The organism is Actinokineospora enzanensis DSM 44649, from assembly GCF_000374445.1.
Lineage (GTDB): Bacteria > Actinomycetota > Actinomycetes > Mycobacteriales > Pseudonocardiaceae > Actinokineospora > Actinokineospora enzanensis.
Window position 1 is genome coordinate 1 of record NZ_KB894470.1, and the last position, 13,352, is coordinate 13,352.

Here is a 13,352-nt window from a genome sequence, read left to right on the forward strand (position 1 = left end):
ACTGGACCACCACGCGGGATCGCGCCGGTCTCTTCCCGCCCGATCCCAGGAGGCCCCCAGGGCCGAGTGGGATCGGGCGGGAAGAGACCGGCTAAAGGCGATCCCGCCGCCGAGGCGAAGCCGAGGCCAACAAACACAGCACCAGCCAACTAGTTCATTTGACCAACCACCTGCTTGACAGTATCGATCGGAATGCTAAACCCAATCCCCACACTCCCAGCCGACCCGTCAGACCCAGAAACCGGCGAGTAAATAGCCGAGTTGATCCCAATCACCCGCCCGCTAGTGTCAAACAACGGCCCCCCGGAGTTTCCCTGATTGATGGACGCATCAGTCTGAATGGCCTTATAGGAAACCTGACCACTCTGACTAACCCGCCCCCGTCCCCCGGACTCACCAGGAATAGTCACATCCCGATCAAGCGCACTCACAATCCCGGTAGTAACCGTCCCCTGCAACCCCGCAGGCGAGCCAATAGCAATAACCTGATCCCCCACGCGTAGCTCAGCAGAGTCGCCCAGTACGGCAGGCGTAAGCCCACTAACATTCTCCGCCTGAACCACAGCGAGATCAGCATTGGCGTTAGTGCCCACGACCGAGGCGCTTGCCGTCTTGCCGTCCGCAAAAGTGATAGTGATCTCCCGAGCACCATCAACCACATGATTGTTGGTCAACACCCGACCATCCGCGGTCAGGATCACCCCAGACCCAATGGCCTCCGCATTGGCTGTGCGCACAGTCAGCTGCACCACACTAGGCATCACCCTGGCCACCACCGCACTGACATCAGCGGGCATCGTGGCCGACGCCGCCTGCGCCGGAGCGCTCACCGTGTACGGCGCACTCGCACCGTCATGCCCGATGAACGCACCCGCCGTCCCCCCGATCGACCCCGCGCCCAGCACTGACGCGGCGACCAGGACCACCGTGCCCCGCCGGATCCGACCGCGCGGGGCTTGGTCGTGTCCGGGGTACAGCGGGCGCTCGGACATGGGATGGACAGGCTGCTGGGGGATGTGGGTGTAGAGCGGGTTGGGCTGCTGCTGGGGACCCGGGTATGCGTTCATGACACCAAGAGTCGGCCCCCTTCATATGAGGAACCTGTGGAATCCCATGGGATTGGCCAAGAGTCGAAACGATCAACAGGCAGTCGAGGTTGTCCACAGGCGGGCCCGCCGGACCTGCCACAACCAGACCAGGGCGGCTAGGTTGTCGGTCGTGACCAGTGAGACCTCATTCCTGCGCCTACAGGCGCGGACGCAGCGCTTCACCCTCGGCTCGCCGCGGGAGTTCCGGATCGCGCCGGACGGCGGGCACCTGCTGTTCGTCCGGTCGGCCTCGGGCGAGGACCGTACCCAGCTGCTCTGGCGGCAGGACCTCGCCACCGGCGTGGAGAGCAGGCTGGGCGACCCGTCGGCGCTGCTCGCCGGGGCCGAGGAACTGTCCGCGGAGGAGCGCGCGCGCCGCGAGCGCAGCCGTGAGCAGAGCGGCGGCGTGGTGGGCAACGCCACCGACGCGGCCGCGCGGATCGCCGCGTTCGCGCTGTCCGGGCGGCTGTTCGTGGCCGACGCGCGGACCGGGGAGTCCCGCGAGCTGGTCACCGCCACCCCGGTCGTCGACCCGCGGCCGGACCCGACCGGCACCCACGTGGCCTACGTCGCCGACAACGCGCTGCGGGTCGTGGGCGTGGACGGCAGCGGCGACCGCGCGATCGCCGAGCCCGAGGGCGAGGACCGGGCGTGCGGTCTGGCCGAGTTCATCGCGGCCGAGGAGATGGGCCGCTCGCGCGGCTACTGGTGGTCCCCGGACGGCACCCGGCTGCTGGTGGCCCGCACCGACCGCCGCGAGGTGCTGCACTGGAACATCGCCGACCCCACCAACCCGGGCACCGCGCCCGACGTGATCGCCTACCCCGCCGCGGGCACCCCGAACGTGGTGGTCACGCTGGAGGTCGTCGGCCTGGACGGCACCCGCGTCGCGGTCGACTGGGACGGTGTCGACCAGCCCTACCTGGTCACCGCGCACTGGTCGGCGGGCGGCCCGCCGCTGATCGCGGTGCAGTCGCGCGACCAGCGCACGGTGCAGGTCCGCGCGGTCGACCCGGACACCGGCGCCACCGAGGTCGTGCACACCGAGACCGACGACACCTGGGTGGAGATCTACCCGGGCGTGCCCGCCTGGACCCCGGACGGCAGGCTGGTCCGGATCATCCCGCGCGACGGCGTGAACCGCTTGGTGGTGGGCGACGAGGTGGTCAGCGGCGACCGGCAGGTCCGCTCGGTGCTCGACGTGGCCGATGACGCCGTGCTCTACACCGCTTCCGAGGACGACCCCACCCAGGTGCACGTCTACCTCGGCGACCGTCGACTGTCCACAGTGGATGGCGTGCACACCGCGGCGCGCGGCGGCGACACCATCGTGCTGGCCTCCTGGTCGCTGGACTGGTCCGGCCCGCGGGTACACGTGCTGCGCGACGGCGAGCAGGTGGGCGAGGTGGCGAGCCTGACCGTCGAGCCGCCGCTGACCCCGAACGTGCGGATGCTGACCGTCGGCGAGCGCGGCCTGCGCGTCGCCCTGCTCTACCCGACCGGGTACGAGCCGGGCAGCGGCAAGCTCCCGGTGCTGATGGACCCGTATGGCGGCCCGCACGCCCAGCGGGTGATCTCCACCCGCAACGCCTTCCTCAACCCGCAGTGGCTGGCCGACCAGGGCTTCGCCGTGCTGGTGGCCGACGGCCGCGGCACCCCCGGCCGCGGCCCCGAGTGGGAGCGGGCCATCGCCTTCGACTTCGCGGGCGTCACCCTCGCCGACCAGGTCGACGCGCTGCACGCGGTCGCCGCCGACCACCCCGACCTGGACCTGGCCAGGGTCGCCATCCGCGGCTGGTCCTACGGCGGCTACCTGGCGGCGCTGGCCGTCCTGCGCGCCCCGGAGGTCTTCCACGCGGCCATCGCGGGCGCCCCGGTCACCGACTGGCGCATCTACGACACCCACTACACCGAGCGCTACCTGGGCCACCCGGACACCCACCCGGAGGTCTACGACCGGAACTCGATCATCGACGACGCGCCCAAGCTGGACCGGCCGCTGCTGATCATCCACGGGCTGGCCGACGACAACGTGGTGGTCGCGCACGGCATCCGGCTGTCCAGCGCCCTGGTCGCCGCGGGCCGTCCGCACTCGTTCCTCCCGCTGCCCGGCGTCACGCACATGACACCGCAGGAGGACGACGTGGCGGAGAACTTCAACATGCTGCAGATCCGCTGGCTCAAGTCCGCCCTGGGCGGCTGACGGCTCCCCGGCGGGCGGGCCCACCCGGGCTCGCCCGCTTCGCGGGATCCGGCGGCATTCCTTCCCCGGCAAGCAGTTCCGGCCGTCGAACGACGTCTGCGCCGCGCCGGGCCGGACGAGGTGGGGCGCGGGGCGGGTCGGCCGGGTGGGCCGCGCGCCCCGTTCGGGTGAGTGAGCGGGATTCCGACCGGACACTGTGGTCTCCGGTCTGGCTTCCGGCGCCCGGGGCAAGCAAGATCCGATGGTGTCGCTCGATCGGGAGAGGAGGACCCCGACTATCTTGGTAAGGGTAGGCAAACCTAAGAAGGGTGCGTAATGGTCCGACCGCAGGCGAACGGGCTCGAATGGGGTTACCGGGACGGGGAGGTCCCGGTGGCCGCCCTGGCGGGTGCCGACGCGGTCGGGGAGCTGGTGGCGGTCGCGCTGGACGCGGTGGCCGAGGGGGTCCGGCTGCGCGGCGGGCCGGTGCCCGCGGGCGGCCCGGCGGCGGTGGACACCGTGGTCGGCGGGCTGGCGGCGCTGCCGGTCGACGGGGTGGGAGCGGTGGCCGCGATCGCCGAGCTGAGCGCGCTGCTGGCGGCGGGGTCGGCGGACCCGGTCGACCCGTGGTGCGCCGCGCACCTGCACTGCCCGCCGCTGGCGGTGGCGGCCGCGGCCGACCTGGTGGCCAGCGTGCTCAACCCGTCCATGGACTCCTGGGACCAGGCCCCCGTCGCCAGCGCACTGGAACGGGCGTTGACCGACCGGCTGGCCGCGCTCTGCTACCCCGACGCCGCCGACCCGGACGCGGTGATCACCAGCGGCGGCACCGAGTCCAACCTGACCGCGCTCCTGCTCGCCCGCGAGGCCGCCGGACCCGACCTGGTCCCGGTCTGCGGGGCCAACGCCCACCACAGCGTCGCCCGCGCCGCCTGGCTGCTCGGTCTGCCCCGCCCGGTCGCGGTGCCCACCGCGGCCGACCGCGTCGACCCCGCCGCGCTCCGCCGAGCCCTGGCCGACCGCGGCCCCGCCGTGGTGATCGCGACCGCCGGGACCACCAACTCCGGCGCGTTCGACCCGCTCGACGAGATCGCCGACATCGCGCACGCCGCCGGGGCCTGGCTGCACGTGGACGCCGCCTACGGGGGCGCGCTGCTGTTCAGCGACCGCCACCGGCACCGCGTCGCGGGCCTCGCGCGGGCCGACTCGGTCGCCCTTGACCTGCACAAGCTCGGCTGGCAGCCGATCGCCGCCGGGGTACTGGCCTGCCGGGACGCGGGCGCGCTGGCCAGCCTGCACACCCGCGCCGACTACCTCAACGCCGCCGACGACACCGAGGCCGGGCTACCCGACCTGCTCGGCCGCTCGCTGCGCACCTCGCGCAGACCGGACGCGTTCAAGATCGCCGTGACGGTCCGGGCGCTGGGCACCGCCGGGCTGGGCGCGCTGGTCGACCGTTGCTGCGAGCTCGCCGCCGAGGTCGCGGGCGCCGTGCACGAGCACCCTCGGCTGCGGTTGTGGGCGCCGCCGACGCTGTCCACCGTGCTGCTGCGCCCGGTCGCGGCCGACGAACTGGCCGATGACCGGCCGGTCGAGCAGCCCGGCGGACTGTCCGGCGAACAGCCCGACGAGCGGCCCGACGAGCGGCCCGGCGCGGCGGCCGACGAGCTGGTCGCGTCCGTCCGCAGAGGACTCCTGGACCGCGGGGTCGCCGTGCTGGGCCGCGCGAACCTGCCCGGTTCCGGCCTGTGGCTCAAGCTCACGCTGCTGCACCCGCACGCCACCCTCGCCGACTACCTGCCGCTGCTCGACCTCATCGCCACCACCGCCGACCAGGCACTCGACCAGGTACTTGACCGGGCCCCGGCGGTCGGGGTGGACCCGTGCCGCTAGACCTCGTCGGGGTCGGGATCGGTCCGGCCAACCTGTCCCTGGCCGCGCTCGCGGCCGGGGTGGACGGCCTGCGCGCCCGGTTCCTGGAGCGGCGCCCGGGATTCCACTGGCACCCCGGCCTGCTGATCGAGGGCACCACGTTGCAGGTGCCGTTCCTGGCAGACCTGGTCTCCCTGGTCGATCCGACGAACCCGCTGTCCTTCCTGAACTACCTGCGCGACCGCGACCGCCTCTACCCGTTCTATCTCGCGGAGAACTTCCACATCCCGCGCGCCGAGTACGACGACTACTGCCGTTGGGCCGCCGAACGCCTGCCGTCGTGCGTGTTCGGGCAGGAGGTCACGCAGGTGCGGTGGTCGGCGGAGGAGAGCGCGTTCGAAGTCGTCACATCAGGCAACACTCTCTTAGCCCACAACGTTGTCTTAGGCGTGGGCACGGAGCCGATTCTTCCCGAACCGCTTGTCGGCATCGCCCACCACTCGGCGGACTACCTCACCGTCCGCGACAGTCTGCTCGCCCTCGATAGCGTAACCGTTGTCGGTTCAGGACAATCCGGCGCGGAAGTGTTCCTGGATCTGTTACGCCACCGCGGCGGCGGCCTGCGCTGGCTGACCCGCACTCCCGCCTTCGCGCCCATGGAGTACTCGAAACTCGGTCTGGAGCAGTTCACTCCGGACTACACGCGGTTCTTCCACGCCCTCCCCGAACCCGCCCGCGACGAGCTGGTGCCCGCGCAGTGGCAGCTCTACAAGGCGATCAGCGCCGACACGCTGGCCGACATCCACGCCGAGCTGTACCGGCGCACGATCGGCGGCGGCTGGCCCGATGTGCAGCTCGCCCCCGGCGTCGAGGTCACCGGCGCCGAGAAGGTCGACGGCCGGATCCGGCTGCGCCTGCGCCACCGCCAGCAGGGCACCGAGGACACCGCGCACACCGACGCCGTCGTCTGCGCCACCGGCTACGCCGAACGCGACCTCGACCCCCTGGTCGGGTCGCTGCTGGGCCCCCGGGACGCGGCAGGCCGGGTCACCGTGGCCGCCGACTACCGCATCGGGCTGCGGCCGGGCATCACCGGATCGGTGTTCGCGCAGAACGCCGAACGCCACACACACGGCGTGGGCGCGCCCGACCTGGGCCTGGTCGCCTGGCGCGCGGCCACCATCCTCGACGCCGTGTGCGGGCGGGCGGTCCACCCGCTGCCCGCGCGCACCGCGTTCACGACGTTCGGACTGGTCCAAGGGAACGGGAGGGCGATGTGAGATCCGCTTGGCGGGACGCGGGCGCGCTGGTGGCGCACAAGATGCTGGGCGAGCTGAGCTATGAGGGCCTGCTGCGACCCGAGCGCGCGGGCGACCCGGCCCCGGACGGCACGCTCGGCTGGCGGCTGGAACTGGTCAGCGGCACGGTGTACCGGTTCGCCGCGCGCCGCGGCGCGTTCGACTCGTGGGCGGTGCGGCCGGGCAGCGCGACCCGCGACGACCAGCCCGTCGAGGACCCGTGCGCGCTGGTCGTGGACGCCCGCACCGAGCTGGGGCTGACCGGGTCGCGGCTGGCCGACGTGCTGGCCGAGCTGACCGCCACGGTCACCAACGAGGCGGCCCGGCTGGCCGACGCGCCCACCGCGGCCGAGCTGTCCACCATGGACTACGACGAGGCCGACGGGCACCTCACCGGCCACCCGCGGCTGGTGCTCAACAAGGGCCGGGTCGGGTTCTCCATGCACGACCGCGCCCGCTACGCGCCCGAGTCCGGCGCCGGGTTCGCACTGCCCTGGCTGGCGGTGCACCGCGACCTGGCCACGTTCCGCTGCGTGTCGACGCTGACCGAGGAGAAGCTGCTCACCGCCGAGCTGGGCGGCGGCAAGCTGGCCGCGTTCCGGTCCAGGCTGGGCGACCCGGCCGCGTTCGTGCTGATGCCGGTGCACCCGTGGCAGCTCGACGAGGTCGTCGGCACCCTCTACGCCAAGGAGCTCGCCGAGGGCCTGATCGTGCCGGTGGGCGAGAGCACCGACCGCTACCGCCCACACCAGACCGTCCGTACCCTGGCCAACGCCTCGCACCCCACCCGCTACGACGTCAAGACCGCGGTGTCGGTGCGCAACACGCTCGTCTACCGCGGCCTCGCCACCGCCGCCACGCTCGCCGCGCCCGAGGTCACCACCTGGCTGCGCAGTGTGCACGACGGCGACGAGCTGCTGCGTGACCATTACCGGTTCGATCTGCTGGGCGAGGTCGCGGGCGTGTCGGTGCGGCACCCGCTGTTCGGCGCCATCGACGAGCTGCCCTACCGCTTCCACGAGACCCTCGGCGCGCTGTGGCGCGACCCCATCCGCACCCGCCTGGTCGACGGCGAACGCGCCATCTCCTTCGCCGCCCTGCCCTACCGCGGCCCCGACGGCGTCTCGCTGATCGCACACCTGGTCAGCGAGTCCGGCCTGCCCGTCGAGGACTGGACGCGCAGGCTGCTGGACCTGGTGCTGACCCCGCTGCTGCACTGGCTGCTGGCGCACGGCGTCGGGTTCTGCCCGCACGGCCAGAACCTGATCCTGGTCACCGACCGGCCGGGCAAGCCCAAGCACGTGGCCATCAAGGACTTCGCCCAGGGCGTCGACCTGCTCGACGAGCCGCTGCCCGGCTACGACCTGCTCGGCCCGGCCGCGCGCGCCGACATGCTGCGCTGGCCCGCGCACCTGCTGGCGCAGTCGCTGTTCAGCTCCGTGTTCGCCGGGCAGCTGCGATTCCTGGCCGAGATCCTGGACGTGGACCTCGGGTTCGCGCGGCCGCGGCTGTGGGCGCTGGTCCGCGAGACCGTGGCCGCCTACCGGGACACACACCCGGAGACGGCGACCCGGTTCGACGCGTGCATGTTGTTCGCCGCGGACGTCGAACGAGTGTGCCTGAACCGCGAGCACCTGGCGGGCCAGGGCTTCGACAAGATCGACCGGGACGACGAGTTCGACGTCCGGTTCGGCCGCGCCGCCAACCCGCTCGCGGGCCCGGACCCGGACGGCGCCTGGTGACCGGCATCGAGCACGCCGTGCACGCTCGCCCGGTCGGCCCGCGCACCCTGGCCGCGCGGGCCCAGGCGGCGTCCGCGCTGACGCTCGCGTTGCGGGCGGCCGTGGCCGACGGGTCGGCGCGCCGGGTCGTGTGCCTGGTGCCGGACCCGCACGCCCGGTTCGCGGCGGTGGAGCTGGACGCCGGGTTCTTCGTGGACACCGTGCTGACCTCCGGGTACGGCATGTGCGCGTACGTGTTCGGGTGGAACCCCGCTCGCGCGGCGGTGAACGCGCCCGCGGTGGACCAGTTCCTCGGCGGCTACGGGGACCTGCGCATCCGGGCCGACCTGGCCACACTCGCCCCGGACGGCCCCGACTCGTGGTTCGTGGTGTGCGACGTGGAGTGGCCGGACGGCCGCCCGGTGCCGGAGGCGCCGCGCACCGGGTTGCGCGCCCAGCTGGTCGCGGCCGAGAAGCTCGGACTGGTCCCGTCCGTCGGCATCGAGCACGAGGTCACGTTCACCGACCCCGACGGCACACCCCTCACCCCGGGCGGCCTGGACTACGCCGTCGGCGGGCTGTCGCCGTTGACCGGGGTGCTGGCGGCGGTCCGGTCCGAGGTGGACGCCCTGGGCCTGGGCATGGAGTCGGCGCGCGGCGAATGCCACCCCGGCCAGTACGAGATCGTGCTGCGCCACCGTGACGCGCTCGCCGCCTGCGACGACGCGATGCTGCACCAGCTGGCCATCCGCCGCGCCGCCGCCCGGGTCGGCGCGCGCGCCGGCTATCTGGCGGCGGAGTCGCCGGGCACGGGCGGATCCTGCCACGTGCACCTGTCGCTTTCGGACCCGTCCGGCGCGCCGCTGGTCGCGGGCGCGCGGCCGGACCGCATGTCGGCGGTGTTCGAACACTTCCTCGCCGGGGTCCTGCGCGCGGCCCCGGACCTGACGGCGTTCTGGGCGCCGACCTGGAACTCCTACGTCCGCCTGCGCACCTCCCCGTTCTCGCCGCGGTCCGTGCGGTGGGCGGTGGACGACCGCACGGCGGCGGTACGCCTGGCCGGGCACGGGTCTTCGCTGCGCATGGAGGCGCGGTTCGCGGGCGCGGACGCCCAGCCGCACTCGGTGGTCGCGGCCCTGGTCGCCGCAGGCGTGTCCGGAGTGGAGGAACGGTTGGCGCTGCCCGCGGCGAACAAGTCGGTGGGCGACCTGGCCCGGACGCCGTGGGAGGCGCTGCACCGGCTCACGGGCTCCAAGCTGGCGGTGTCACTGCTGGGCGAGGAGGTGGTGGCGCACCGGGTGGCGATGCTGAGCGAGGAGCTGGACGCGGGACTGGACGAGGTCACCGAGTTCCACCGGACGCGCGGAGACCTGCGCGCGTGACGCTCAGTCGGACTTCCTGTCCGTCGAACGGGGAGTGCGGAACACGACCCAGCGCAGGCACACGTACATGTAGACCGCCTCGCAGGCACCCGCCGCGACGCGGGCGACGTGGTAGTCCACCCCGAGCGCGGCCAGACCGCTGCCCACCCCGAGGATCCAGGCGAGGTAGTTCACCACCACCACGGCGATGTAGCGGCCGACCTGCGGGCCGACATCGGCGTGCGACCGGAAGTTGAGCGCACGGTTGAGCACGAAACTCAACCCGAACGCGCACACGTAGCCGATCGTGATGCTCACCGGCAACGGCCAGCCCAGCCCGCCGCGCATCAGGGTCAGCAGCGTCAGGTCGACGCCAAAGGTGAACCCGTTGATCACCGCGAAGCCGAGCAGGCTCGACGGCACGATCCGCGACAACCCGAACGGCAGCCGCCGCGCCACGGCCGCCATCGCCGCACCGAACCGCTCCCCGCGCTCGGCCCGCCGCGTCTCCCGCACAGACATACCGCCATCCTGTCGACCCCGGATGTCCGGTACGCGACGCTCGGGCGAACGGCCGGTCACGGCGTTCGCCCGAGCGGTGTGCGCGTCGTCCCGCCTACGGCCGTCGGCGCACGGTGTCCCGCCTGGTCACGGGCCGTCGATCTCGCGGGTGCGGGACAGCGGCTGGTCACCGGAACACACCGTCTGGTTGCGCACGACGAGCGAACCGGAGTCGGTGAGTGCGAAGGAGAACACGCACCCCTGCCGGTCGACCCCGCTCGCGGGCTGCCCCACGTGCACCGACCCGAGGTCGGTCCAGGTGCCGGGGTAGCCGCTGTCCGGGCCGTTCTGGCGGGTCGTGCTCAGGCCACCGCCACCGTTGGTGGTGAACACCAGGATGCGGGAGTCGGCGACCGCGACCGAGTCCGACCAGGGGCCGGGGGCCTTGGCCGCGGACACCTCGCCGACCCCGCCCTGACCGCCGATCTGCTCGCCGGTCGGGCTCCAGGTGTCGTCCGGGCGCTGCCAGGTGTGGCCGACCAGGCCCGCGAAGTCGTCGCCCGCATTGGTGGCCAGCCGGTAGAGGACGTCGAGCCGACCGTCCTTGTTGTGCACCGCGATCGGCGGGCCCGCGGGCTCGTAGCCCGCCAGGTAGGGCCGCTCGGCGAACGGGCCGGTGGTGTGCGTGTTGTCGTCGAAGGGCGCGTTCCAGTGCCGGATGTGGCCGACACCGTCCACGATGGCGTAGGCGAACACGTCGACCCCGTGGGCGCGGTCGACCTCCACCGCGACCGGGTCCTGCACGCCGGTGCCGCCCAGGTCGGCCCAGGTGGTGCCGAACCCGGTGTTCGGCGACTGCTGGGTGTTCACACTGACCCCGCCACCGCCGTTCTTCACCGCGATCCGCAGCAGGCCGTCGAAGCCCAGCACCGCCACCGGGGCGCCCACCTGGGCGGCTTGGTCGGACCCGGCGTTCGGGTTGCCCAGCGACACCCAGGTGGCGGAGAAGGCCCCGTCCACCGCGGTCTGCCAGGTGGACACGACCTCGTAGGTGTCGGCGCGGCGGGCGAACACCTGCAGCCTGCGGTCGGCGTTGCGGTTGACCGTCACGCCCGGCAGCAGCGGCCACGGCGTGGTCAGCACCTGACCGGGCCCGATCTCACCGCCGACGGCCTGGAACCAGGTGACCAGACGGCCGCCCTCGACCGCGAACGCCTGCAACCGCCCGTCGTTGTTCTGCCCGACCCAGGTGGTGCCGATCGGGTCCCGGTGATACATCCGCTGCGTCCACGACAGGTAGTCGCCCGTGGGAGTGGGGTCTGCCAGGCCGTCCCAGGCCGCGTAGGCGGAGAACGTCGCGCCCTTGGCCGAGCGGAGCGGGCCGGGCAGGTTCTGCTGCGCGTCGGCGATGTTGTAGTCGCGGTAGTGGTAGAGCTGCGAGGACGGGTGCGTCGCGGCGTAGACGCCCGCGGCCTCGGTCGTGAACCGGGCCGTCATCACGTGGTCGTTGTGGTCGCCCCGGTAACGCGGATCCGGCTGGGGGTCCTGCGTGCGGATGACGGTGGCGTGCGACTGTTCGAGGATGCCGGTCAGCACCTGCGTCAGCCGCGCGTGGTCGTAGGTGTAGCGCTTGTTCGTGTTTCCCCAGGGAACCAGCGTGTTCGCGGTGCGGTCGCCCTGCCACAGGTGCACCAGGCTCTCGCCGTCCGGCCCCGACACATCCGGGTTTCCGTCGGCGTTCTCGGGCAGGTTGAGGAACAGCAACCGGATGTTCGGCTGCTGGACAAGGGTTCGGCGCTCCACCCGCACCACGCCGGTGGCCGTGGTGACGGACAGCCGGTCGGTGGACCAGGTGTCGGCCACCCCGGCCATGTTCGCCCAGGCCGACATCGCGCCGCGCTGGCGGCAGTACGCGTACGCCTCGCGCACCAGGTCGGGCGCGCGGCAACCTGCCTGGTCGGGCGGGGTCCCGGGATCGCCAGGGGTCAGCCACGCCTCGCCCGCGGTGACGAACACGGTGGACACCTGCCTGCCCGCGTGGATCGAGTTCCGCAGGTCCGGGTCGAGGAACAGGATGTCGTCGTCCTGGTGGGCGACGACGTTGACCACCACCGGCGTCGGCGGCGCGGCCGCGGCCACCGGCGCGACCACCGCCGCCGCGGCCAGCGCGACCGCTGCCACGGCCAGACCGGCCGCGAATGCCTTGCGCGACATGACTTCCCCCGATTCCCCACGCCCCGAGACGGGCTCACTTCGAGAATGGCAGAAGAGACCGGCGGAGGCACGCGCAGAAAACAATCAAGCACGACTGCTTGAAAATCGCGGTCGCGCGTGCCACGGTGAGGGGGTGATCGACCTCACCGTGGTGCTCGCCGACCTGCGGGCGGAGGGCGACGAGCTGGAGTCATGGGTGGTTCACCTGCCGGAAACCGGTTGGCGCACACCGACTCCCGCCGTGGGCTGGACGGTCGCCCACCAGGTGGCCCATCTGGCCTGGACCGATGAGCGGGCACTGTTGTCGGCCACCGACCCGGACGGGTTCCACGCCGAAGCCGCCGCTCTCGCGGATGGGGACCCGCAACAGTTCGTCGATGACGGGGCCGCAGCGGGCGCGGGATTGCCTGTCGCAGAACTGTTGTCGCGGTGGCGTTCTTCTCGGGAGCGGTTGGCAACTGTGTTGGCAGAGGTGCCTGTGGGGGCCAAACTACCCTGGTATGGACCGCCGATGAGCGCTACCTCGATGGCGACCGCGCGGATCATGGAGACGTGGGCGCACGCGGGTGATGTCGCGGATACGTTGGAGATCCAGCGGAAACCGACCGCGCGGATACGTCATGTCGCGCACATCGGTGTGCGCACAAGGGACTTCGCGTACCTGGTTCGCGGTCTGGCCGTGCCCGTCGAGCAGTTCCGGATAGAGCTGACGGCGCCGGACGGTGAGTTGTGGGTGTGGGGGCCGGATGATGCCGCGCAACGGATAACCGGCAGTGCGCATGACTTCTGCCGACTCGTCACCCAGCGCGTCCACCGCGACGACACCGATCTAGTGCCGCATCAAGCAACGTCGGCGTTGTAATCGTGTCGCGTGGACGTGGTGTCCGGTGATGGTCCAGGCTTGGCCGCTGGAGGTGGTGGTCGAGTGGGACGTCGTCCTGAGGTGTTCGTTCGTCGGCTGGGGCCTGAGGAGGCCCAGCGTCTGGTCAAGATCACCCGGTCCACGCGGGACCGTGTTCGATTACGGCGAGCCGGGATCGTGCTGGCCTCCATGCAGGGCCGCGGTGCTGGGGATATCGCGGTGATGTTCGCCGCGACCGACGGCTATGTGCGGG

The 13,352-nt window shown here is 72.2% G+C and carries 9 protein-coding genes and 1 pseudogene; 7 read left to right on the forward strand and 3 right to left on the reverse strand.

All coding sequences use genetic code 11. From position 1 onward, the window contains the following. Positions 1–149 precede the first annotated feature (149 nt). The gene (locus C503_RS0136580; protein ID WP_211222532.1) at positions 150–830 is read right to left on the reverse strand and encodes a S1C family serine protease; all 681 of its coding nucleotides are present in this window, start codon (positions 828–830) and stop codon (positions 150–152) included. A 388-nt stretch (positions 831–1,218) separates the two neighbouring features. Between C503_RS0136580 and C503_RS0136585 the strand changes: the two genes are divergently transcribed. The 5 genes from C503_RS0136585 (at position 1,219) to C503_RS0136605 (ending at position 9,543) form a co-directional block, all read left to right on the forward strand. Further along, on the forward strand, positions 1,219–3,291 hold the full coding sequence (locus C503_RS0136585) for a S9 family peptidase (RefSeq protein ID WP_018687161.1): 2,073 nt from the start codon (positions 1,219–1,221) through the stop codon (positions 3,289–3,291). A gap of 315 nt (positions 3,292–3,606) precedes the next feature. Beyond that, complete coding sequence (locus C503_RS0136590) at positions 3,607–5,163, forward strand: pyridoxal phosphate-dependent decarboxylase family protein (RefSeq protein ID WP_018687162.1); 1,557 nt, start codon at positions 3,607–3,609, stop codon at positions 5,161–5,163. Then, entirely contained in the window at positions 5,154–6,422 is a 1,269-nt protein-coding gene (locus tag C503_RS0136595; protein WP_018687163.1) for a lysine N(6)-hydroxylase/L-ornithine N(5)-oxygenase family protein, read from the forward strand. Before C503_RS0136590 ends, C503_RS0136595 begins: the two co-directional genes overlap by 10 nt. 41 nt (positions 6,423–6,463) lie before the next feature. After that, a complete protein-coding gene (locus C503_RS0136600) occupies positions 6,464–8,182 on the forward strand; it encodes an IucA/IucC family protein (protein ID WP_051115038.1) in 1,719 nt (572 codons plus the stop codon). Further along, positions 8,179–9,543 (forward strand): type I glutamate--ammonia ligase, encoded by a 1,365-nt coding sequence (locus C503_RS0136605; protein WP_018687165.1) that lies wholly within the window; start codon positions 8,179–8,181, stop codon positions 9,541–9,543. The genes C503_RS0136600 and C503_RS0136605 overlap by 4 nt, the downstream gene beginning before the upstream one ends. 3 nt (positions 9,544–9,546) lie before the next feature. On the opposite strand, the gene C503_RS0136610 is transcribed toward C503_RS0136605, so the two are convergent. After that, a complete protein-coding gene (locus C503_RS0136610; RefSeq protein ID WP_018687166.1) occupies positions 9,547–10,044 on the reverse strand; it encodes a GtrA family protein in 498 nt (165 codons plus the stop codon). Between the two features lie 126 nt (positions 10,045–10,170). Further along, a complete protein-coding gene (locus tag C503_RS0136615; protein WP_018687167.1) occupies positions 10,171–12,237 on the reverse strand; it encodes a DUF8189 domain-containing protein in 2,067 nt (688 codons plus the stop codon). On the opposite strand from C503_RS0136615, the gene C503_RS42345 reads away from it, so the two are divergent. Both C503_RS42345 and C503_RS45455 read left to right on the forward strand, forming a co-directional pair. Then, on the forward strand, positions 12,236–13,099 hold the full coding sequence (locus C503_RS42345) for a TIGR03084 family metal-binding protein (RefSeq protein WP_245572680.1): 864 nt from the start codon (positions 12,236–12,238) through the stop codon (positions 13,097–13,099). The genes C503_RS0136615 and C503_RS42345 overlap by 2 nt on opposite strands. Before the next feature lie 63 nt (positions 13,100–13,162). Further along, positions 13,163–13,352, forward strand: a pseudogene (locus C503_RS45455) (IS630 family transposase); the annotation flags it as partial.

Excerpts from the sequence above, each read along its gene's own strand:
- C503_RS0136590 (WP_018687162.1), top strand. The coding sequence starts at position 3,607 with ATGGTCCGACCGCAGGCGAACGGGCTCGAATGGGGTTACCGGGACGGG.
- C503_RS0136600 (WP_051115038.1), top strand. The coding sequence starts at position 6,464 with ATGCTGGGCGAGCTGAGCTATGAGGGCCTGCTGCGACCCGAGCGCGCG.
- C503_RS0136610 (WP_018687166.1), bottom strand. The coding sequence starts at position 10,044 with ATGTCTGTGCGGGAGACGCGGCGGGCCGAGCGCGGGGAGCGGTTCGGT.
- C503_RS42345 (WP_245572680.1), top strand. The coding sequence starts at position 12,236 with ATGACTTCCCCCGATTCCCCACGCCCCGAGACGGGCTCACTTCGAGAA.
- C503_RS0136615 (WP_018687167.1), bottom strand. The coding sequence starts at position 12,237 with ATGTCGCGCAAGGCATTCGCGGCCGGTCTGGCCGTGGCAGCGGTCGCG.